General features: G+C 53.1%; 19 protein-coding genes and 1 riboswitch. Of the genes, 5 read left to right on the forward strand and 14 right to left on the reverse strand.

Going from position 1 to position 21,792, the window contains the following annotated elements:
- Positions 1-164: 164 nt before the first annotated feature.
- Both ABD892_RS09535 and ABD892_RS09540 read right to left on the reverse strand, forming a co-directional pair.
- Positions 165-713 carry a BMC domain-containing protein gene (locus ABD892_RS09535; protein WP_345195350.1) on the reverse strand — a complete coding sequence of 183 codons (549 nt, stop codon included), beginning with the start codon at positions 711-713 and terminating at the stop codon, positions 165-167.
- Positions 713-2,047 (reverse strand): 4Fe-4S dicluster domain-containing protein, encoded by a 1,335-nt coding sequence (locus ABD892_RS09540; RefSeq protein ID WP_345195351.1) that lies wholly within the window; start codon positions 2,045-2,047, stop codon positions 713-715. Before ABD892_RS09540 ends, ABD892_RS09535 begins: the two co-directional genes overlap by 1 nt.
- Before the next feature lie 336 nt (positions 2,048-2,383).
- On the opposite strand from ABD892_RS09540, the gene ABD892_RS09545 reads away from it, so the two are divergent.
- A complete protein-coding gene (locus ABD892_RS09545) occupies positions 2,384-4,414 on the forward strand; it encodes a leukocidin family pore-forming toxin (RefSeq protein ID WP_345195353.1) in 2,031 nt (676 codons plus the stop codon).
- A 165-nt stretch (positions 4,415-4,579) separates the two neighbouring features.
- On the opposite strand, the gene ABD892_RS09550 is transcribed toward ABD892_RS09545, so the two are convergent.
- The 11 genes from ABD892_RS09550 to ABD892_RS09600 all read right to left on the reverse strand — a co-directional run bounded on the left by ABD892_RS09550 (position 4,580) and on the right by ABD892_RS09600 (position 14,925).
- Positions 4,580-5,686, reverse strand: coding sequence for an RING finger protein (locus tag ABD892_RS09550; protein WP_345195354.1), 1,107 nt, complete (start codon positions 5,684-5,686; stop codon positions 4,580-4,582).
- A gap of 485 nt (positions 5,687-6,171) precedes the next feature.
- Complete coding sequence (locus ABD892_RS09555) at positions 6,172-6,921, reverse strand: hypothetical protein (RefSeq protein WP_345195355.1); 750 nt, start codon at positions 6,919-6,921, stop codon at positions 6,172-6,174.
- Complete coding sequence (eutJ, locus tag ABD892_RS09560; RefSeq protein ID WP_345195357.1) at positions 6,918-7,778, reverse strand: ethanolamine utilization protein EutJ; 861 nt, start codon at positions 7,776-7,778, stop codon at positions 6,918-6,920. The genes ABD892_RS09555 and eutJ overlap by 4 nt, the downstream gene beginning before the upstream one ends.
- A gap of 16 nt (positions 7,779-7,794) precedes the next feature.
- The gene (pduL, locus tag ABD892_RS09565; protein WP_345195359.1) at positions 7,795-8,472 is read right to left on the reverse strand and encodes a phosphate propanoyltransferase; all 678 of its coding nucleotides are present in this window, start codon (positions 8,470-8,472) and stop codon (positions 7,795-7,797) included.
- A gap of 72 nt (positions 8,473-8,544) precedes the next feature.
- The gene (locus ABD892_RS09570; RefSeq protein WP_345195360.1) at positions 8,545-9,315 is read right to left on the reverse strand and encodes a hypothetical protein; all 771 of its coding nucleotides are present in this window, start codon (positions 9,313-9,315) and stop codon (positions 8,545-8,547) included.
- 84 nt (positions 9,316-9,399) lie between these two features.
- The gene (gene eutM, locus ABD892_RS09575) at positions 9,400-9,687 is read right to left on the reverse strand and encodes an ethanolamine utilization microcompartment protein EutM (protein WP_211824991.1); all 288 of its coding nucleotides are present in this window, start codon (positions 9,685-9,687) and stop codon (positions 9,400-9,402) included.
- Between the two features lie 46 nt (positions 9,688-9,733).
- Complete coding sequence (locus tag ABD892_RS09580) at positions 9,734-11,200, reverse strand: acetaldehyde dehydrogenase (acetylating) (RefSeq protein ID WP_345195361.1); 1,467 nt, start codon at positions 11,198-11,200, stop codon at positions 9,734-9,736.
- A gap of 1 nt (position 11,201) precedes the next feature.
- A complete protein-coding gene (locus tag ABD892_RS27065; RefSeq protein ID WP_425559217.1) occupies positions 11,202-11,915 on the reverse strand; it encodes a BMC domain-containing protein in 714 nt (237 codons plus the stop codon).
- A 17-nt stretch (positions 11,916-11,932) separates the two neighbouring features.
- On the reverse strand, positions 11,933-12,586 hold the full coding sequence (gene eutL / locus ABD892_RS09590; protein ID WP_345195363.1) for an ethanolamine utilization microcompartment protein EutL: 654 nt from the start codon (positions 12,584-12,586) through the stop codon (positions 11,933-11,935).
- Positions 12,587-12,656: 70 nt separating this feature from the next.
- Complete coding sequence (eutC, locus tag ABD892_RS09595) at positions 12,657-13,547, reverse strand: ethanolamine ammonia-lyase subunit EutC (protein WP_345195364.1); 891 nt, start codon at positions 13,545-13,547, stop codon at positions 12,657-12,659.
- Positions 13,548-13,560: 13 nt separating this feature from the next.
- The gene (locus tag ABD892_RS09600) at positions 13,561-14,925 is read right to left on the reverse strand and encodes an ethanolamine ammonia-lyase subunit EutB (RefSeq protein WP_345195366.1); all 1,365 of its coding nucleotides are present in this window, start codon (positions 14,923-14,925) and stop codon (positions 13,561-13,563) included.
- Positions 14,926-15,411: 486 nt separating this feature from the next.
- On the opposite strand from ABD892_RS09600, the gene ABD892_RS09605 reads away from it, so the two are divergent.
- The 4 genes from ABD892_RS09605 to ABD892_RS09620 all read left to right on the forward strand — a co-directional run bounded on the left by ABD892_RS09605 (position 15,412) and on the right by ABD892_RS09620 (position 21,005).
- The gene (locus ABD892_RS09605; RefSeq protein ID WP_345195367.1) at positions 15,412-16,812 is read left to right on the forward strand and encodes a hypothetical protein; all 1,401 of its coding nucleotides are present in this window, start codon (positions 15,412-15,414) and stop codon (positions 16,810-16,812) included.
- A gap of 214 nt (positions 16,813-17,026) precedes the next feature.
- Positions 17,027-17,225: riboswitch (cobalamin riboswitch) on the forward strand.
- 193 nt (positions 17,226-17,418) lie between these two features.
- On the forward strand, positions 17,419-18,330 hold the full coding sequence (locus ABD892_RS09610) for a cobalamin-binding protein (RefSeq protein WP_345195368.1): 912 nt from the start codon (positions 17,419-17,421) through the stop codon (positions 18,328-18,330).
- Positions 18,331-18,391: 61 nt separating this feature from the next.
- Positions 18,392-20,236: a TonB-dependent receptor domain-containing protein gene (locus ABD892_RS09615; RefSeq protein WP_345195370.1), complete on the forward strand. Its 1,845-nt coding sequence runs from the start codon at positions 18,392-18,394 to the stop codon at positions 20,234-20,236.
- A 199-nt stretch (positions 20,237-20,435) separates the two neighbouring features.
- The gene (locus ABD892_RS09620; RefSeq protein WP_345195371.1) at positions 20,436-21,005 is read left to right on the forward strand and encodes an ATP:cob(I)alamin adenosyltransferase; all 570 of its coding nucleotides are present in this window, start codon (positions 20,436-20,438) and stop codon (positions 21,003-21,005) included.
- A 191-nt stretch (positions 21,006-21,196) separates the two neighbouring features.
- On the opposite strand, the gene ABD892_RS09625 is transcribed toward ABD892_RS09620, so the two are convergent.
- Positions 21,197-21,697 carry a hypothetical protein gene (locus ABD892_RS09625; RefSeq protein WP_345195372.1) on the reverse strand — a complete coding sequence of 167 codons (501 nt, stop codon included), beginning with the start codon at positions 21,695-21,697 and terminating at the stop codon, positions 21,197-21,199.
- Positions 21,698-21,792: the final 95 nt, after the last annotated feature.

A 21,792-nucleotide genomic window follows, 5' to 3' on the forward strand; every position in this document is an offset into this window, starting at 1 on the left:
TGAAAAAATGATTTATGTCGGGCGGGTTAATTTGAATCAATGAATACGAGGCACTGCACCTGACAAACAGGTACCGTCTTTTATTATGGGAACGATATAAAACAGGAAGAGGATTCGGTCATGACAGACCCACCAGTTTAACTGACAGGTCTGTCCATGCAGGATTACAGCAACTTGCGGAACAGTTCTTCGGTGGGAGACGCAATAACAGTCTTGTGAATCAGCATGCCGGATTCATTGGCCGCCATCACACCGGAATCCACAGCCGCGTTCACCGCAGACAGTTCACCGGTCATGGTCACGAACGACTTACCGCCAATCGCCATGCCCAGCCGCACTTCCATCATCTTCACATCCGCCGCCTTGGCCGCCGCATCCGCAGCGATGACCGCAGAAGCCACATTAAAGAATTCCAGTACGCCGACGGCGCCGGTGTGCTGGATATCGGTCATGCCGCTCAGGCCGGCAATCAGCTCTTCGTGAATATTCGGGATCAGCAGGCGATCAACGATGGTCTGGCGGCCGATCTCTTCACCGGCTTCCACAGAAGCACGTACCGCCGCCACATCACCGGACACGATGACCAGGTACTTACCCGGGCAGATGGTCTTGGCTTCCTGCAGACGCACGTCAGCCGCCTTGGTCATGGCGTCCGCCGCCTGGATTCCCTTTGCAATGCTGGTGAATTCCAGCAATCCCAGTGCATTACTCATTACGCATGACCTCGGGCAATAACAACCTGACTTTCATTCACTGCGACCACCTGGCCGTCGATACTGGCGTGGATCGTGGAGCCCAGCTTGCCTTCCGGAATGTTACCGATCACCTGGCCTCTGACCACGGCGTCACCCACCTTGACCGCTGCTTCACTCGGCGCACCGATGTGCTGCCACAGGGATACGGTGACCTTATCGATGGCCACATCGCGGAACTCCTTCAGCGGCTGATGGTCATAGCTGCCGAGATCCAGACGTGAAATCAGACGGTGCGGCGGCACCTTGCGCATTTCACGGTTTTCACGGGCAATCACTTCGCTGCCATCGTGCTGGTAACGAATGCCTTTCTCGCGCAGTTTGCCGGCGATATACAGGTTCACCTGGCGCGGAGAGATACCCATCGGGCAGGCATACATTTCACAGACACCACAGGCGCAGCACAGCAGCGCTTCGCTCAGGGATTCATCGATCTCCTTCGCGTACTTCACGGCCTGCATCATCTTGTGCGGATGCAGCGGATGGCCGATCAGGTAACGGGGGCACTGGTCGGTGCAGTAACCGCAACTGATGCAGGCACGGGCGCGGTTGAGCATCTGGATTTCGGTTTCATCCGCACGCTCGACCAGGTAATGGTCAGCCGGGATAACAATCAAAGCGCCATCGGTCTTGGTGATGTACATGTCCGCCAATTCGTGCTCATGCACCATGCCGCCCATCATCGGGCCGCCACGGATAATGCAGAACTTCGGAATGCTGACACCACCAGCCGCCGCCAGACACTCTTCAAAAGAGGTGCCCACCGGTACCTTGATCACGCGCGGCTCATTTACATCACCCAGCACAGAAACGTATTTCTCAGTGACGGGGATATCCTGGGTCGCTTCGAACACGTTGATCATTGTGGCGACGTTGGAAACGACACAGCCCACGTTCAGCGGAATACCGCCGGGGGGTACAGAGCGTCCGGTGACTTCGTACACGGTCATCTGCTCGTCACCGGCCGGATAGAAATTCTGCAGTTCGAAAATCTCTACCGGGGCATCCATCCGTGCGATGGTGTCACGCAGTGCGGCAATTTCACGGCCGTACTTACCCTTGACCGCGATCACGGCTTTCTCGGCCTTGATCTGGGCACTGGCCAGCAGGATACCGCCAATCAACTCCGCCGGACGCTCGCGCATCAGGAACTGGTCGGTCTGCAGCAGCGGTTCACATTCCGCTGCATTGATAATCAGGTATTCCGCTTCGGCATTCAGTTTGACGTGGGTAGGGAAACCGGCACCGCCGGCACCGACGACACCGGCCTTGCGGACGAGTTCAACTAAGTCCATGGCTCTCTCGTGGCTATCCGGTACAGCTGTGGCGGACAGAGAATCACCGGGACAGCCATACAGAAAATTTTCGATGGTGGCGCATGGTAACCGCAGTGCCAGACCGTCAGATTGAACCAGGTCAAAAGAGGTGGGGTTGAGCAGTCAAAACCTGCCTGAAATATCATCAAACAGTGACATACATCAATTGGGTTCAGGACGCGTAATCCCCTGCTTTTATTCACGTTTTTTCAGGAACCAAGCAGCCCATACCGTGAACAAATCCACGGGACAAAGGAAACTTTACCTCGGTTTCGCAATCAGAACGGGTAGTTAACACAGAGAGGTTTAATTTCCATGTCCGTTTCATTGCGAAAAACGTTTTTATGCCTGCTTGCCCTGACGGGCAGTATCCAGAACAGTTCTGCCACAAATATTGATGAGGATCACTACATCGTTCCGACAGGACAAACCGTTAATGTCATCCATATTGTGGATCTGTTGAATGTCGCTGCTGACAGTGAGTCTGTTTACAACACCTTGCGTCACCATGTCATCGATGAGGGTGAAAAATACCTGATTGATGTTGTCGACAAACAAGCTTCCCGCAGCGTTGCTGAAATGCGCAAAGCCGTGCAAAACCTGTTTGGTATCGCTTTTGATCAGGATCGGCTCATGGTGAGTCGCTATAAGGAGCAGATGCTCTACACCCCCTACAACAGCCAGGATGACATCACGCTTCCGGAGCTCATTGAAAACCTTGATGCGATCGAGCTGCGCGATCAGGCCCGATCCATGCGGGAGTATCGTACTGTCAGCAGCCCAGACGAGCAAACCTCCCTGCCGCACCTGGCGTTTTACATCAACATGTTTCACCCAATGACCAGTGAGGAGTGCACATTCCCAACCTCTTATATCTGGCCGGAAAAGGGGACGTCCAACTTTTGTGAACGTGGCAATATTTCCCTTATTTACCGCGTCAACTGGGAACGTTCACTGCAATACGGCACCACCGGCTCTGCCACACCGGACGCAAAAATCGTTCGTATCACCCTGGATGACGACGTTTCAGGCGCCGGTATACACCTGAACAGTCGCCTGGGGCACCGTGTTACCAAGCCGGGTTATACCGGCGTAAACAGCTGGTATCGCGACTGGAGTACGGATGTCTATGCCCAGTCATACGAACTCTCCATCAAGGCTTCGAATGATAAAGCGTCAATATTGAAAACCACCCCATCTTCGAATATCAACCCGCAGTATGAGAAGACGGAAACCTCCGGTTTTTCTCTGGGTGTTTCAGCCGAACTGGGAACAGAAAACACACAAGAGGGTGCCAAGGGGTTGCTGATTCCAATTGCCGCCTATGAGCAGAATCGTACCCTGACATTCAGCACGGAAGAATACAGTATCCAGAAAGCCACCCCGAGTGACCGCGAAGTTCTTTTCACCTGGGAAAGAAGTGAATACGCCAGCCGGGACTCCCTGTTATCCAAGGGCACTGATCCGGTGTTTGATTCTTACGTGACCTATCCGGTCGACACCAGCAAAATAAGCCCGATCGCCTATTCCAACTTTACGCCGCGACTTGATGTTATTTATAAAGCTAACAGTCAGGAATCCGGTACGACGACGTTTTCTCTGGACACATCCGTACAAGCGCGCCCTCTATATACGGGCGCATTCCTCTATTTTTACCTGATTGGCGCTCATGTCGCCTATGAAGCCTTCGAGACAGACCACCTTGACCAATACATCACCGCGCATGCCGGCTTTACGGTCGACTGGAATCATCCCGTGTTCACCGGCGGCTATCCGGTTAACCTGCAGCTGGGCAGTTTCAACAATCTCTGCCTGAGCTATGACAATGATTTCAACCTGTCTCCACAGGAGTGCAGCCTGATCAGCAAGCACCAGGCCTTTATTTACGACGCAATGGGGCGTTATCTGAGTACACTGGATACAACCATGTGCCTTGATGGTGACGACATGAGCCGCCTGAACCGTTGTGATGCCCGCCTCAGTCAACGCTGGCAATGGCTGGAAAGTTCAGATTATCTTCAGAATACCCGTTCCTGCCTTCTACTCGCACATGATACTGATACAGGCCAACTTCAGATGCGAGCCATGGATACTGAGGATAATGACACAACCAGCCTGAGGACACTGACATCATTCACTACCATCTATAACACCCCCAAGTGTCACTACTGGCTGGATACCCCCAACAATATGGGACAGGTTGGTGATATTTACCGTTACGATGATTACAACGAGGGTATAACAGAATACTTCCGGTTACTCACGCCGGTTTATGGCGCCTATCCCGATGAAGGGAACAACAGTGACTGGGAGTCACTCGGTCAAGCAACAGCCTGCCATAACTAATAAATGAAAGGGGTGCACCGCACCTGCCTATGGGTAGGTGCGACATCACAGCCAAAATATTTTTATATCCAAGATGAAAAATCGAATAAAAAGGGTAGGTTAAAAATAATCTTTATTGAGAAAGTCATGAACCAACATGAGACAAGAACTATTACTTGTTGTGAATTAGTCGGGAGAAAATCCTGCCGCAAAGGTTTGCTTGATGAAGGCTTCTTGTCTACAAAAACCACAGACCTTCAATTTATGTTTTTCAATCGCACAGACTTTACAAGCAAACATATGTCCACACGGTAAGGCAACGGTATTCACAACATTCTCGCAACAATAAATACACTTATCCTTTGGCTCTGGTTTAGTCATGGCTTCACATAGCACTGTGCTGCCACTATTCTCATCATCAGAGTGCACCGGAAAATCATCCTCGTTAAAAGGCAGCAAGCCGGAATCAGACGATGCGGACGCATCCGACATCCGAACATCAGCACTCGTTAATGAGTCCCAACTACCACCCAAACTACTTCTGCTTTCTGATGCACTAAGGCCATAACCTGAATCACACCCAGAATCTGAGCCACAATACAGCCTTCCATCAATGGTTCTTCCAATATTGATTGAGCCCTCACTATAGAGTGAGCAAAAAATTTCACTATAGGGTTCAGTTTCCAATAAGGCACTGATAAATTCACATTTCTTTTTACCACCCAGATGAAACAATGCCTGACCTAATCGATCGGATAGCTCAGACAGATCTTCAACATTATTAATGTGCATTCCGGTGTCACAATAATAACAACGTAAGGTTATACCATCAGAGTCATCAGATTCGGAAGGAGAGGGAAACATACCAGTTCTGGAAAAATAATCCTTGAAGTGAATCGCCAACCTCTGACACCCCTCTCTTTTATCAAACATATCCATACGTGAATGCCATTTAGCGACTATAGGGAAGCTCACACCGGTATCACAAGCATCGACTGACTCGGCAATAGCATCCACGATTTGTATCCCATCATTCAATTGACAGGGTATATAATCTTCTTCGGAATTGTTCACGGTTAATTGCAACTTGCCATCCTCGATTGATAGCAGCTTAACCAAACGAACTGTCTGTATAGGCTGATATTCTCCGCACGAGTGTTTTATTGCATTTTGTGGTTGGCCAGCGGCAGCACCGACATTCCATGTTGCCCAGTTGCCATCGGCAGACTGACAATGAGCGTCAGTACTCGCCTGCCTCGAATCCGAGCCAGTATAATCACCTACTGAAAACATATTTCACATCTCTCCTTGATAAATAGAACACTTAATTAATTATGCGACCAAGCATCTACGATATAGTTCCATGTGAATGAGAAAAAAAACGGAAATAAACAGTAGCCTTCCGATTCACAACACAATGTTTTTATAATCTGGAGTGGCTAAGCGCTTCGAATTGTATTAATCACTATCAGTCGACATTGAACATATAAGCTATAAAAAGCTTATATAAGGCCATTTATTATGACAACGCTTAAACCAATAGTCGATCTATCAAGCGGTCAGTTACCCTGACCGATACACTAACAGGCGTGATAGTATTATTCTTGTTCGCATAAGTAAGCCTTCAAAATATAACACCAAATGCGCAGAAATGAATATACAAGCACCTTATTATGGCCGACACCATTCGTTAATACTTTTCCAGCAATCATAAAAAAGGCGGCCATAAAATGGCCGCCAAAAAATGCGCAATCTTGCGCATCCCCTCAAAAGATGGGTCAGAGCGTCACGACATCCAGTTCTGATGTCATGCGGATGTAGTCTTTTGCCAGTGGTGTCAACAGACTGTCAGGGCCCAGCGTGATGTGCGTGTAGCCCTGCTCCAGGCAGCGACGCAGATCCCGCTCGCCGACAACGCGCTGAGTCAACTCACAGCTCTGCCCGGTAACCGACGTGTCAGTCATGCTGACTTCAGCAGGTGGAGCCACCTGGTAAGCCACCTCATTAACAGTCGCCTGCTGAGGCGCAGGTGCTGCAGGTGGAACCTGTCCACGCAGCGCAGCCGCCAGACTCTCCAGCCCGGTCACCTGCATACCGAACGACAGCAGTTGTTCTTCCTTATTCTGGAAAACCTTGTAGAAGGCTGGCTTTGCCGTTTCACGGAAACGACGGTAAGCAATACCTTCTTCCAGAATATGCACGGTTTTACCCAGCAACAGGGACTCAACCAGCACACAACCTTCACTGCCGCGCTCCAGGCCAATAGTCAGTGCTGATAACAAGCTGTTAGGCAGGCTGGCCAGAACAATATGATCAAATGCCGCCGCTTCAGGCGTTTCCAGGTCTGCGGCAAAGCTCAGGCTGAAACCCTGCCCGAGCTTCTCGGCAAGCGCATCACGGTCAGCGCAGTCACCGACCACCAGAACCGTTTCCTTTTTGACGGCTTCCGTCGTCAGGCTGCCGGAACGAGCCAGTAATTCTTCCAGTACACGACGGGCAATCAGTTCAACCAGTGCATCCGTGTTCATGCTGCATTTTCCTCAGGCGTCTCAAGCGCTTCCAGCGCACTGATGGCAATACCCAGTGGTGTCACCAGGAACGGATTTTTCGGCTTATGGGTACGCACACCGGTCTGCTTTTCCACCACCGCCTCAAAGTCAGGCAGGCAGGTGGTGCCACCGACCAGGTAGATGTCTTCCACGTCATAACCCTGAATATGGTCACGGACAATGGAACCCATTTTTTCAATCACGGGGCGGACAATGGTCACCACATCGCGATGGTTGGCCGGGTTCTTCTTGAACTCTTCCGCTTCCTCGAAGCTGGTCTTGTAATTACCCGCCAGCACCAGAGACAGATGAGTGCCGCCTGTCGCTTCATCCGCGGTGTAGATCACTTCACCATCACGGAAGATGGACAGACCGGTGGTACCACCACCGATATCCACGACAGCGCCATTCTGGATGCCCAGCACGCGGTTCGCGGCTGTCGGCTCATCCAGCATATTGACGACTTCCATGCCTGCGCCTTCCACCACATAGCGATGCGTCTTACAGCTGGATTCATCGGAGTTGGAAGGCATTGCGATCGCCGCTTTATCCAGCGTCACGCCCAGGCGTTCTTCCAACTTTTCCTTCAGTTTGCGGACAATATGCAGCGCACCGACATAGTCCACGACCAGTCCGTCTTTCAGCACCTGGGCGAACTGCATTTCTGTCGCCAGCGGTTGCCGGTCACGATCCAGCACCACCAACACGATATACGCGGTACCCAGGTCGACACCGACCACCAGTTCTTCCGGATTGGTCACCTTGCCCGTACGGGTCAGGCTTTCTTCGACCGCCTCGATCAGTACATCAGCGTGTTCGGTATTACATTCAGACATGGTCGTTTACCTCCGTTTAAGCGACCAGCTCGCCCTTGGCGCCGCTCGGCAGGCCAACGGCATTGGCTTCATCAAAGTCGATGTGCATGGCCAGATTGAAGCTGTCTTTTACCCGTACCAGAACTTTGTGGAATGTCACCGGACGGTCCGTCTCAATCTTCACATCCACCTCCTGCTTGTCCTGCACACCCAAACGGGCGGCATCACTGCTGGTCATGTGGATATGGTTACGGGCAACGATCACGCCCTGCTTCAGCTGTACCATGCCGTTATCGGACAACAGGAACAGGCCCGGAGTCGCTGCAGTGTCACCGGATTCACGCAATGGTGCGTCCACGCCCAGCTGACGTGCGTCAGTGCGTGAAACCTCAACCTGGCTTTCAGAACGTGCAGGGCCCAGCACCGCGACATGCTTGAACGAACCCTGGGGACCGATAACGGTGACCCGCTCTTCACACAGGTACTGGCCCGGCTGGGAAAGTTCACGTTTAGGCGTCAACTGGTGCCCTTCACCGAACAGGGCTTCCACATCCTTCTGGCACAGGTGCACGTGACGGGCGGAAGCCTCGATCGGGATCATCTTTTTACCCACATCGGCGTCGGTACAGTACTCGCCGATCACCTGGTTGATGATCAGTTGCAGTTGGTCTTCGCTCAGATTCAGGGCACCGCTGGTATTCATCGTTTCACTCACTTTTCACCTGAGCAGACGGGATTCGTCGTTGAATCGTGTCTGCTGCAAGCCGTTAATCCATCACCTGCCTGCTCAATGGGACAGCGGTTGCACAGAGGCAAACTCACCGGCCTGTTCCCGTACCATCATCTGGTAACAGTGGCCTGACAGGTGGTGCAGCGCCCGGAGCATGTCCGGACGTTCACACCGCTGGCCCCGCTGATAAGCGTGCACAGCCGTCAATTCCGCTTCACGGATACCGGCGCGCAGCCGGTTCAGGCTGACGAGGGTTCTGCCCATGCTGTAATGGGGCAAACCATCCTCGCTGCCATGTAATGGCGCAGGTTCAGTGTCCTGCGTCTTGAAAACGTCCGGGTCAAACGCTTCGCCCGGCACGATCGCAATAGTCAGCTGGCGGACATAGTCCAGTACCTTCTGCAGTTCATCGCACAAGGCTTTCCGGCCTGACTCAGCGCAATCCACCTGGAGGCAGAGAATGTCAGCCTGCAGACGGTCAAACTGTTCCTGGAGTGCAATGCGGGGGTCGGTCAGCAACACAAGACGGTTGTCGCCCAGAACCGCCATGCAGTCCGGTTTTTCGGTGAACTCGCCACCGGTGTAATCGCAGATAAATCGGGGTGCCGATGGTGCGGCGCTATTGTCGCCTTCATCGACGGTGGCCGGTATCAGGGATTCTTCAACAGGCGTTACATCATCCTGTCCCCGGATAACCAGCGCTATGCCCTTGTCCTGGATGAACTGACGGGCAGACGGGGTGATGATGTCTTTCGGCTCCACCTCAAACGTGGTGAAGGCCGCCTTGCGGTATTCGCTGCGAATCCGCGCTTCTGTAACAACACCCATGGAACTTCCTTAGCCTGAACAGCAGACTCTGGCAGAAAGGCCGGATCATCCCGGCCTTTCCTGCGTCAGTTGACGTGTGCCGAATTACTCAGCTTTTGCCTGGGGCAGGATCACTTCAACTTCACCGTGAGGACGTGGGATAACGTGTACGGAGATCAGCTCGCCAACACGCTCAGCGGCAGCAGCGCCAGCGTCGGTAGCGGCTTTAACAGCGCCGACGTCACCACGTACCAGTACGGTTACCAGACCGCCACCAACCTGCTCTTTGCCAACCAGAGTCACGTTGGCGGCTTTGACCATGGCGTCAGCCGCTTCGATTGCGCCAACCAGACCCTTGGTTTCGATCATGCCCAGAGCGTTAGAGATAGCCATTTTCAATTCTCCACTTTGTAATCAGAGATAGTTTGTTGAGGGTTCGTTAAAGAGACTTCAGTCGTTCAATCACCAGACGGGTGATTGCTTCGATATCAACATTCGCCGTCGTGCAGGCAACAGGCTGACCTTCAGGCTGTGCCAGTGCTTCCGGCTCAATCACTCCGTAAGCCACATACCGCTTGGTAAACAGGTTCAGCGGGGTCACATTGTCAGAGGTTGCAGAACCACCGACGCTGCCGCAGCCCAGGGTGAACGCAGGCGCCAGGTTAGTGGTCGCACCCACACCACCGTGGGTGGAAGGCGTGTTAACCACCAGGCGGGACACCGGCTTCTTCAGGGCAAATTCGCGCACCAGGGCATCGTTCTGGGTATGGATCGCCAGGGTATGGCCCGCACCTTCAAAGTGCAGCAGTTCCATGCACAGTTCGCAGGCGTCGTGTGCGTCGCTGACGCGGTAGAAGCCCAGCAGCGGAGACAGTTTTTCCCAGGAGAAGGGATACTTCTTGCCCACGTTGTTACGACCTTGCTCACCCACCAGTACGCGGGTAGTCGCAGGTACGTCCAGACCCGCCATACGGGCGATTTCCACCGCAGGCTTGCCGACGATACCGGCGTTCAGGCCGCCACGCTGGTTGACGATGACTTTCTCAACTTTCGCGATTTCCGCTTCGCTGAGGAAGTAGCAACCCTGGGCGATCATCTCTGCCTTCACCTGGTCAGCAATGGCGTGTTCAGTGACCACGTGCTGTTCAGAGGCGCAGATGGTGCCATTATCAAACGTTTTACTGGTGATAACGTGGTGGACAGCTTTCTTGATGTCCGCAGTGCGCTCAATGAACGCAGGCACGTTACCCGGGCCAACACCCAGCGCCGGGTTGCCGGAGCTGTAAGCGGCCTTGACCATGGCGGAACCACCGGTGGCCAGGATGATGCCGGTGCCGGGGTTCTTCATCAGTTCGCTGGTGCCTTCCAGGGTCGGCACGCTCATCACACTGATCAGTTCTTCCGGTGCACCCAGGCTGACCAGGGCTTCACGCAGAATGCGAACAGTCTCGGTAATGCACTTCAGCGCCGACGGATGGGGGCTGAAGATCACGGCGTTACCGGCCTTGATGGAAATGATCGCCTTGTAGATCGTGGTGGACGTCGGGTTAGTAGACGGCACCAGACCGGCAACGATACCGAAAGGTACCGCCACTTCCATGACCTTGCGGCTCTGATCATCAGAGATCATGCCGATGGTCTTCATGCCCTTGATGGAGTCCAGCAGGATCTTGCTGGCGAGCATGTTCTTGGTGATTTTGTCCTGAACCTTGCCGAAGCCGGTTTCTTCCACGGCCATTTCCGCCAGACGACGGGCGTGGGTCTGACCGGCGCGCGCCATGGCGTCAACCAGTGCATCAACCTGGGCCTGACTGTAGTCGGCCAGCACCTGCTGGGCGGCTGTCGCCTTTCGGATCAGGGTCCGGACTTCCTGTACGGATACGAGGTCTCTGTCGAGGAGTTCCAACTTACTTCATCCTCTCGGTGTTTGCGCGCTCATGGTGAGCAACGATGACGCGGATCAGTTCTTCCTTTTTGGCGAACTTGATCTGGTTCTTGCTCATCCCGATATCGGGCAGTTGTCGCGCCATGTTTCTCAATTCCACGGTCCGGTGCAGTCGCAGGGCTTCTGCAGTCTCGGGCTGTGGCTCCTGAGCGGTAACGGGTTGTTCCTGTTTGGCCGCTGCTTTCGGTGCCGGCTTTGGTTTCGGTTCTGCTTTCTTCGGCTTTTCAGAAGGGGCAGTCACCACAAACGTTCTGGCAACGGTCACCGTGGTGTCACGTCTGGATTCCGCACTGGCCGGTGTCTCAGGCTTGGCCTCTACCGCCGGCTTCGGCTCATCCGGCGTGACCGGTGCATCCGGTTCCGGCTGGCTGCCGTCCGGGCCGCCGTCACCATCCGGGTCAGGCTTGTCCAGCAGCGGCGCCAGGTCCGCGGCAGGCCGGGCTATCACGTGGGTGGAGACCACACGCCCTACCCGGTCGGCCGCAACTGTGCCAGCTTCAATGGCCGCCTTGGTCGCGCCCACGTCGCCGCGGATGATAATGGTCACCAGACCACCACCGACCCGCTCGATACCGGACAGGGTGACGTTAGCGGCTTTCAGACAGACGTCAGCGGCTTCCACTGCGGCCAGGTAACCGACAGTTTCAATAAATCCGGCTGCTTCTTGTCCTCTCATGGCCTACCGCTCCCGTCTTAGAAATGCTTCGGGTTTTCAGCCACGAACTTCACAGCGTCAGCGAAGGCATCGCAGGCTGCCTTACAGGCAGACTGGCTACCGGTCAGCAGACCGCCGCCGAAGTTGGTTTCTGAAGGAGGCTCGAACAGTTCACACAGGGTGACGTCAGCTGCTTTCAGGGCAGCGTCCAGGCCGTACATGGCTTCCAGCGGAGGAGCGATCAGGTACGCCAGGGGCTCACCTTCCTTGATGCCGGCCATGCCGGACAGGAAGGAACCGGTGCGGGAGATGCACTGCGCGTAGTACGCGATGGTGTCGTCTTCGTTCGCACTGTAGAAAGAGAATTCGTTTTCAATGAAGTCGATGGCAACGTTCAGGCCGCTGCGGACTTCAGCCGGGTTAGGACCGGCCAGCATGCCGATCACTTCACCGGCCAGCTTGGTGTTGGCGTTAGCCGCACCACCGTAGAAGCTCTTGCCAAGGCACACGGTCACTTCTGCGTTCTTGGTCGCTTCGTCCAGCGCGCAGTAGGTTACGTCGTCGCAGTCAGAGGTCAGGATGCCGACACTCTTCCAGCCCTTGGGCATGCCCAGCTTCTCTGCCATCTTGGCATCGACGTTGGGGATCATTTTTACCGCCAGTACGCCGGCGCCTAAGCGATCACCTTTCATGACTCTCTCCGGTATGTTCGGTCGTTAAGGCTGCCGCTTTATAACGACAGCAGCCTTACGTCATTAGTCGTTAGACTCGGAAACCAACACCACTGCACTTCTGTTCCATCATCTTCTTGACGATGTTGGCGATGTGCGCACCGGCCTCAGCAGCAGGTGTGCCGCGGCGGTGGATGTTGGAGATCACGGTACGGCCGGCTTCCGGCATACCTACCTTGCCTTCATAGGTGATGTAGGCACCCATGGATTCGCCAGTGGCCAGTCCGGGACGCTCACCAACCAGCTCGACAGTCACCTTGCTGCCGACGATCTCGGTGATGTGATCCATGGAACCAACACGACCAAACTTAACGAATACGGGGTTACCCACGCTCATGCCGTAACCTTCCAGACCCTGCTTCAGTGCGGGCAGGATGTTCTTCAGGTTGGCGGTAATCGCGGTGGAAGACAGGCCGTCAGCGATGACGATCTGTACGTCGACACCCTTACGGCATTCGGCGTTAACCTTCGCAACACCTTCTTCGTTCAGCTTGCGGCCCAGGTCAGGACGGGTAACGTACATGTCCTTGTCTTCACAGCAGGACTGCACGGCAACCAGACCCATTTCGGCCACAAACTCTTCCGGGACTTCGTTGAACACGGAGTCGATCGCGACGGCGTGGTCAGCACGGAAGCGCAGCATGGTTTCAGTCTTGTAACGGGGACCCGCACGACCGATACCCAGGCGAGCCGGTGTCTTGGCCTTCAGCTTCATGTATTCCGCTTCGTTCTCGGCATTCTCGATGTCGAAGAAGTCGGACATTTCAATGGCAGTGATGTCTTTCAGTTCGCTGTCGGCGACATCATCCACCTGGCTGGCCAAGGATACCGCTTGTGCGACGGCAGACTTCTGACCGTCGTCAACATTAATTTCCTTGAGGACCTTGCCGATCAGGTCTTTCAGTTCATTTTCAGAGATCATCGATAGCCACCCGTTACTTCAGGAAAATAGAAGCGTCGCCGGCACGCTCGGTCAGACGGCCGTCTTCCATGATGCCCATGCGTTCACACCAGGCTTCAAATTCCGGAATCGGACGCTTGTCGAAGATGTCGCGCATAGTGGCCACGTCGTGGTAACCGCTGGTCTGGTACATCAGCATGATGTCGTCGCCGGCCGGGATACCCATGAAGTAGGTACAGCCCGCGGCAGTCAGCAGGGTCATCAACGCTTCGTTGTCGTTCTGGTCAGTCTTCATGTGGTTGGTGTAACAAACGTCAACACCCATTGGCAGGCCGTGCAGCTTGCCCATGAAGTGGTCTTCCAGACCCGCACGAATAACCTGCTTACCGTCGTACAGGTACTCAGGGCCGATGAATCCGACAACCGTGTTCACCAGGAACGGGTTGTAGTGACGGGCGAAACCGTAGCAACGGGCTTCCATGGTCACCTGGTCCGCACCGTGGTGCGCATCAGAAGACAGTTCGGAACCCTGGCCTGTTTCGAAGTACAGGACGTTCGGGCCAGTACAGGTGCCCTGCTTGAGCATCATGTCACGGGCTTCCGCCAGATGACCGGCGTTGAAACCGAACGCTTCGTTACCCTTCTGGGAACCGGCGATGGACTGGAAGATCATGTCGGCCGGTGCGCCACGCTCAACCGCTTCCATCTGGGACAGAACGTGTGCCAGTACGCAGTTCTGGGTCGGGATTTCAAAGCGCTGCTTGATTTCCTCGAACTGGTGCAGACAGCGGTAGATGCTGTCTGTGCTGTCGTCTACCGGGTTCAGACCGATAACCGCGTCACCGATACCGTAGGACAGACCTTCCAGCGTGGAGATACGGATACCTTCAACGTCGTCAGTCGTGTGGTTAGGCTGCAGACGCGCGGCCAGGGTACCTCTACGACCGATCGTCGTGTTACAGGTCGCCAGCACTTCAATCTTGTTGGCAACGTAGATCAGGTCCGCATTGGTCATCAGTTTGGCGACCGCGGCGATCATCTCGGAGGTCAGACCGCGGCTGACACGACGGATGTCGTCACTACGGGTGCTGTACTGCAGCAGCCACTCGCGCAGCTCGGCCACAGTCCAGTTCTTGATCTCGTCATAGATGCGTTCGTTAACGTCATCCTGAATGATACGGGTGACTTCGTCACACTCGTAGGGCACAACCGGGTTGTTGCGCAGATCGGACAGCAGCATGCGGGACAGTACGTCCTTGGCCGCTACCATCTCGGTAATGGATTCGGCAGCTAAGCCTGCCAGAATGTCGCCAGAGCGTTTCTCGTTGGCCTTGGCGAGCACTTCCTTGATGCTGGAAAAGGCATAAACCTTTCCAAACAGCTTGGTCTTGAGAAGCATTTGTGAGCCTTTGCCTGGGGTAAAGGAAATTTAACGCTGCGAAGAGTACTCAAATGCGTCAACCGGATTGTTGATGTGCATCAGCAGCGACCCCGGCTTGGCGATTGAGCTAGGTCAAAGGTTTTATCACATAAAAAAACTGACCGAAGTCAGCTGTCACATGTCACTTTTTGTCGCGTTCAGTTACTGACTTCTATCAATTTCATGACACATCGCGAGCAATGATCCGCTTTTCCATGGGTTCGTACGACTAACCGACCTGTTAGGAAAAACAGGCAGTACTACTTACCCAACGGTCACAGGGAAACATGATCATACCTTCATTAGTACATAATCGAGAACAATAGGAATCCCGAGAGTAAGAACCAAACTCCCAAGAGGCACGCCCTATATCGCTATGTTAGCGATACTAACCTGGCATTCGGGATAAAACCGGCATTGCAGTGGTCTTAACAGGGAATGTTACAGGGATGGAATTTCAATATCATGGAAGCAACAACATCATCAACACAAACTTCACGCCAACGCGATTATAGATCGGGAAGTGACGATGACAGCCGTTCAGAAAGTACGGCAGGTGCTTCAACTTCACGAAGAAACGTCACACCATGCATGCCTACACAAAGCTCTGCCCCCGCTCCCAGTACAAGCAGTCAAGTAGCATCACAAAAAACCCGACGTGTAACATTTACAAAGACTGAAACCAATGACTTGGAACCGGAAGATATCAGAACGCTTGATATATTGTCGAAAGCGCTTAATTCCCCCACCGAGAGGTGGAATTTTTTACTTCATGACAAGCCAAGCCTGTGTAAGAAGTTCAGGGAAATCGTCGAATGTATACACCCTGATCAAATCGCTGATCAGTCGCAAGATAAAAGAGAAACACAACTGAAAAAATGTCTTGATAAATTATTTCAATCAGAAGACATGGGGTGGGAGTTCATTTATCGAAATATCCCGACTCACAGAAAGCAAGGATCAAAAACCGTATTTCATCCACCAGCCTTCTTTGTCAGTACATACGTTCTTGGCCTGTCACTTCAAGACATATTCTTGGTATACCATGAATTCGTCATCAAATCTCAGCGATTCGATAGACAGGATTTCATGAAGAAGCATTCACATGCATTTCTGGCACTGAACTTACTCGCAAAGGACTATCAAACCACCTTTGAGAAAACACTGCCGGACCTCGAAAAAGAACAGCGCATATTATTTAAAGAATGGCTAGAATCCGTATCCCGCTATATCACTCATGACCAAACTCATTACTGGCACGACTGTGATCAGGTAATGATTGAACCTTTGTTGAGCCACGACCATTTTAAAACAGCCGCACAGCTTGTAGCAGAGATCAATTCGGAAATTATGTCTATTCATAGAGTCGCTTGGAATGAGAATAAGGACTACTACAAAGAACCGATCGATCCGATGTATCTACGATCTGCTTATTACACACCTTTCTCTCTGAAAAACGTATCCAAAGCCTATGTTCGACTGCTTGAGTTAAAAAAATATCTGAAAAACACTATTTCCAAGCATCCCCCTGAACAAATGTCTTTTGACTTCCGCGATGCTTTAAAAAGCACACAACAATTACTTCACTCTATCGGACATCCCGATATGACTATCACTCCAGAAAAAGCTGATGTAAAGTTGGAATGTCGATACACCGGAGAAGTTTATACACGATATGGTTTGATACCCGCGTTTTATAATTACATTCGTGAAACCCCCAATACGGCAATGCTGGCCATTGATTATGTCAGCTGTGAGGAACTGGCAGACACATTTTCCAAACCATCTGAAATACAAACACGCAGGAAACGTAAGTATTCAGAACCGTCAACATCAGGCATGGTAGCTGCCAAAACAAAGAAATAACCACGAGATTCGACCAAACATCCGGCCTACAGCATTGAGGCACTACAAGCCACTGTCATTCAAGACATTTCCTATCCGTTAGATGACAGGTATCAAAACCTCTCGAACACTGGCGTACTACGCAACAATCATGATTGATACAAGTCATGATTTTGCTGTTGATTTATCTTATGATGCTCCCACTTTGCAATGGTGCCGTGAAACGACGCAGAGAATGCGCCACATCCGGCCCGGTGCGCGAGCATGCTCCGGCAGACTCAACGCATCGGAGGGAACGGGGTGAAACACCCCGGCTGTACCCGCAACTGTAACAGGCGAGCCGCCACTCACATTGTGCCACTGGAGCGATCCGGGAAGGCGAGTGAAGGCAACGACCCTGGAGCCAGGAAACCTGCCCTGCAAAACCAACGGACCAGGCCGAACATCCGTTCATGTCTGTGTCATACCGGGCGGGTTTACCTGGTTGTTGAAATCATTCTCTGATTTCCTGCCTTGCAGGCGGGACAGTCATGCGACAACAGGTCGCGGCTGCCCTACGCCTGAACAAACGACTCCCGCCTTATAGAAGCTGTGGTGCACCCAACGGTGACACCGGGAGTTGGCGACATGAAGCGAATCCTGCTGTCCATTCTGATGCTACTGGCCATCCCTGCCTGGGGTGCGGCTGTCTGTGAGCAAGACGCCACCGGTCAGTCCGTCTGCCTGGACACGCCGGCCCGCCGCATTGTCAGCCTCGCGCCCAATATCACCGAACTGCTGTTTGCCGCCGGTGCCGGTACCCATATTGCCGGTGTCGACAGTTACAGCACCTACCCGGCTGCTGCCAACGAGATTACTACCATCGGTGGTTTTCCCAACATCAGTGTCGAAGCCCTGCTGGCGCTTCAGCCTGACCTGGTGGTGGTCTGGGCCGGCGTTACGTCACCACAGCTTAGCGAGAAGATTGAGTCTCTGGGGATCCGGGTGTTTCATCTGGGTCAGACCACGATTCCCGATGTGGCTGCGTCTATCCGCACACTTGGCCGACTGGCCGGTACGGAAACGGTCGCCAACCGCAACGCGGATGCGTTCCTGTCCCGTTATGAAACCCTGCACGATCGCTACGCAGATCGCACACCGGTCAGTGTCTTCTTCGAGATCTGGCATGCCCCACTGCGCACGGTTGGTGGACGCCACCTGACCAGCCAGGCCATTGCCCTGTGTGGCGGTAAGAACGTCTTTGCCGACCAGAAGGTCAATGTACCAGCTGTGGGTCTCGAGTCCCTGCTGGCACGCAATCCGGATGCCATCGTCAGCACCGACCGCGTCGGTAATGACCAGGACATCCACCAGCGCTGGCAGAAACTGACCGTACTGGAAGCAGTGCGTGAGCAGCAACTGATATCACTGCCGGACAAGCTGATCTCACTGCCGACACCCCGGATGCTTGACGGCACCGAAATGCTCTGCGAGCAGCTGCAGGCGATACGTGACAACCACCAGCCCCCAAAGCAACTGATCGCCGGAAACACTGAATAACCGGCGACATATAACAACAGTTTAGACACGAACACAATCCGACTTCACAAGGTATAAGAGAATGACCAAGCCTTCTGCTCTGGCGCTGTTGCCGCTCGCCATCATGGCTGCCAATGTGCACGCCGACGATGTGTATGAAATGGATAATGTGGTGGTGACCGCCTCCCGGACGGCGCAGACCATTGATGAGACGCTGGCGCCGGTGACTGTGATCAGCCGCAAGGACATTGAGCAGAGCCAAGCGTCCAGCGTGCCGGAGTTGCTGAAGCGTGTGCCCGGCATGCAGGTTTCCACCAGCGGTGGTGCAGGCAGCACCACCAGCATCTATCTGCGCGGCACCAAAACCGCACAGACGCTCGTATTGCTGGATGGCCACAGAATCGATTCCGCCACCAGCGGCAGTGCCTCTCTGCAGATCATTGATCCCGATATGATTGAGCGGATCGAAGTGGTTCGAGGCCCGCGCTCCAGCCTCTATGGCGCCGATGCGGTCGGCGGCGTTATCCAGATTTTCACTCGTAAAGGCCACAGCGATCCACGTCTCACCCTCAAGATTGGCGCTGGTAGCCATGGTACAAACCAATATGGCCTGAATTATGGCGGTAAAGTCGGCGGCACCAATTTCAACATTGGCGGCAAGTTCTTTGAAACGGAAGGCTATGACAATACCTCCAGCAAATCAAATTACTCTGGCGATGATGACGCCTACAGGAATAAATCATTCACAGCCAGCGTTTCCCACACTTTCGACAATAATGTCGAAGCCGGCGTGAATATTCTCCACTCTGAGGGAAAGAACGAATACGACAGCAGCTATTATATGCGCCCGTATGATGAGTTTCGCTTCTCTACAATCAATGCCTTCCTGAATATACCGGTTAACGACAACTGGACGACACGCCTCACTACTGGCTATAGCAATGAGATGGGCGAAAATTTCCAGCGGTTACTCGATGGCACCCACAAGAAAAATGGTTCCATCAAGTCCATGCGAAATACCGCCAGCTGGTTGAATGACATCGCCTGGGCAGATAACCAGTTGTTGACGGCAGGTATCGACTACTCCAATGATCGCGTCGATACCAAACCGAATAGCTACGAGGTTGATTCCCGCTATAACAAGGCTGTCTTTGTTCAAAACCAGTCATCCTTTGAAAACAGTAACCTTCAGGTAGGCTTGCGTCGTGATAAAAACGAGGCCTTCGGTTACAAGACAACCGGCAATATCAGCTGGGGTGTCAATCTGACCGATAATTACCGCCTAATCACGTCGTATGGCACAGCCTTCCGCGCACCAACGATGATGGACCTTTACTATCCCGGTAGTGAAAGCCCTGATCTGAAACCTGAAAAATCCAAGAATGCGGAAGTTGAGCTACGCGGCAACCTGAGCCAGGTCAGCCATTGGAGCGTTGCCGTATTCCAGAATGATATGGATGACATGCTGCTGTGGGATGGCGTCTTGAGAAGGGTTAACAATATCGAGAAGGCGCGTATCCGTGGTATCGAAGCGACCTTCTCGACTCAAATGGCCGCCTGGGATATTACGGCGTCGGCAACCTATCTTGATCCCAAGAACCTTTCCGATAACGAAAAGACAAAGGACAAAGTACTGCAGCGCCGTGCACGCCAGTTGCTCAGCCTGGATGCTGATCGCGCATTCGGCCGGTTTTCTTTCGGCGGTACCGTGCGAGCCCAGGGCAAGAGCTATGATGATGCGGAAAATGAAGATCGTCTGAGTGGCTTTGTGACTGTTGACCTTCGTACCGCTTACCGATTCAGTTCAGAGCTGAAAGGTGAGCTGAAGCTGGCCAACCTGATGGATAAAGAATACCAGACTGCGCTGGGCTACCAGGGTGAACCTCGCGGCGTCTTCGTCTCCATGACCTGGACACCGGAGATCTGACGTCTGATAACCGCTTTTTTTGCCTAACTGCGGTGCTCATCGTTCATAGAACGTAAGATGGCTTTCAGCCATCTTACGTTCTATGTTGAAAGCCCTCTCAAGGTAGACATTGTGATGTGTTGCCAGACCGACGAAGGATGGGATTCATCATTCACCGGTCTGGCAAACACTACCTACCTCTCTATGCAAGGATTCCACCATGCCCCTGAAGTACTCCGGCAATATCCGGGAACTCTGCTACCCCTTTATTTACGAAGAATCCGCCCTGTGTGACTACGAGATCCTGACCGATGAACTCTGCACACTGGTAGGCTGCGCCATCACGGAACTGGAATCGGATCCGGAAAACCGTTTTACCGATATCCTCGAGTTCCTCAATGAACTGCAGCCCAGGATGTTCCACCTGAATGGTTCCATCCGGGGCAAGGGCAGTATCCATGAGGACGACATCCAGCGGCTGGATGCCTGGTTTGACCGGCTCGAAGAGGAGATTGGCGGCCGGATCCAAAGCTTCGTCCTGCCCCGTGGCCCTCGTTCAGTGCAGCTGATCCACTCATGCCGCAGCCTCTGCAAAAAGGTGGTTCGCTGCCTGGTGAAAATTGATGCGGAAGGTCGTGAAGTACCAGACGTGCTGCACCGCTATGGCAACATGCTGTGCAACTTGCTGTTCCGGGTGACAGTGGTGATCAATGGTCGCCTGGGGATAACCGAACCGGAGTATGTCAGCCCAAACTATCCACAACGTCCGCCGAAGAAGAAACGCTACTGAGCCTCTCATAAGGCAAACATACCTCTGAATGAATGACCGACCGGCAACTACAACGATTAATACAAACTAACCTGTAAATGCCATTCGGTCATTCTGAGTCAGAGGCTTATTGTCGTGGAATGAAAAATAGTCGCTACCCCAGACGCATGCTGAGACATATTGCTCTTTTCCTGTTTCAGGATTTCGTCACGCTAGCTGCGATCATCATTGTTAGCGCCCATATAAGTCTCGGCCACGCCATGCATTACAGGATGATCCTGCACTACATTCTTTATCATCGTAAAAGTCGCTTGTGATCCCTTCCATGGCCCATCAATAAGATTTATAGGATTACAGGCAATCAACAAACCTCCCATAAAGCTCAGAATACCGGCGGGTACTTTATGCATGCTGTAGTGTTGATCCAGCCCGTTAAAAACAAATGCCCCAAACTGAATGCCGTCTATAACAGAACATACAATTACCGATGCTGCCAGGGTAAGGGGTGTTACAACAATAATCGCTGCGACCTTTATCCCTTTAATCAGATAATCACTGAGTGATTTTCCAGGGTCTCTTGGAGGGTGCAATGCCTCCCCTTGGCCAGCCGGATCCCCATCCCTATCTACTTGATGGACCCGTTCTGGATTAACGTCCTTTCCTTGAACATGTGGAGGAGACTTGTAAACCGGATTTGCCTGAGGTCTTTCCATTACGGTACTCCTGGTCATGTTTCAAACCGGTTGATACCACATTCTGGAGATGAACTCTCCGATGACTTTGTCGTGTAGCTCCTCTGAACGGGAAA

Origin of the sequence: Kistimonas scapharcae (assembly GCF_039540975.1) — a bacterium.
GTDB lineage: Bacteria > Pseudomonadota > Gammaproteobacteria > Pseudomonadales > Endozoicomonadaceae > Kistimonas > Kistimonas scapharcae.

Bases quoted from the DNA above. Each gene is read 5' to 3' on its own strand.
- eutL (WP_345195363.1), bottom strand. From the start codon at position 12,586: ATGAAAGGTGATCGCTTAGGCGCCGGCGTACTGGCGGTAAAAATGATC.
- ABD892_RS09610 (WP_345195368.1), top strand. From the start codon at position 17,419: ATGAAGCGAATCCTGCTGTCCATTCTGATGCTACTGGCCATCCCTGCC.
- eutC (WP_345195364.1), bottom strand. From the start codon at position 13,547: ATGATCTCTGAAAATGAACTGAAAGACCTGATCGGCAAGGTCCTCAAG.
- ABD892_RS09535 (WP_345195350.1), bottom strand. From the start codon at position 713: ATGAGTAATGCACTGGGATTGCTGGAATTCACCAGCATTGCAAAGGGA.
- ABD892_RS09605 (WP_345195367.1), top strand. From the start codon at position 15,412: ATGGAAGCAACAACATCATCAACACAAACTTCACGCCAACGCGATTAT.
- eutM (WP_211824991.1), bottom strand. From the start codon at position 9,687: ATGGCTATCTCTAACGCTCTGGGCATGATCGAAACCAAGGGTCTGGTT.
- eutJ (WP_345195357.1), bottom strand. From the start codon at position 7,778: ATGTCTGAATGTAATACCGAACACGCTGATGTACTGATCGAGGCGGTC.
- ABD892_RS09555 (WP_345195355.1), bottom strand. From the start codon at position 6,921: ATGAACACGGATGCACTGGTTGAACTGATTGCCCGTCGTGTACTGGAA.
- ABD892_RS09550 (WP_345195354.1), bottom strand. From the start codon at position 5,686: ATGTTTTCAGTAGGTGATTATACTGGCTCGGATTCGAGGCAGGCGAGT.
- ABD892_RS09620 (WP_345195371.1), top strand. From the start codon at position 20,436: ATGCCCCTGAAGTACTCCGGCAATATCCGGGAACTCTGCTACCCCTTT.
- ABD892_RS09615 (WP_345195370.1), top strand. From the start codon at position 18,392: ATGACCAAGCCTTCTGCTCTGGCGCTGTTGCCGCTCGCCATCATGGCT.
- ABD892_RS09625 (WP_345195372.1), bottom strand. From the start codon at position 21,697: ATGGAAAGACCTCAGGCAAATCCGGTTTACAAGTCTCCTCCACATGTT.
- ABD892_RS09570 (WP_345195360.1), bottom strand. From the start codon at position 9,315: ATGGGTGTTGTTACAGAAGCGCGGATTCGCAGCGAATACCGCAAGGCG.
- ABD892_RS09540 (WP_345195351.1), bottom strand. From the start codon at position 2,047: ATGGACTTAGTTGAACTCGTCCGCAAGGCCGGTGTCGTCGGTGCCGGC.
- ABD892_RS09545 (WP_345195353.1), top strand. From the start codon at position 2,384: ATGTCCGTTTCATTGCGAAAAACGTTTTTATGCCTGCTTGCCCTGACG.
- ABD892_RS27065 (WP_425559217.1), bottom strand. From the start codon at position 11,915: ATGAGAGGACAAGAAGCAGCCGGATTTATTGAAACTGTCGGTTACCTG.
- ABD892_RS09600 (WP_345195366.1), bottom strand. From the start codon at position 14,925: ATGCTTCTCAAGACCAAGCTGTTTGGAAAGGTTTATGCCTTTTCCAGC.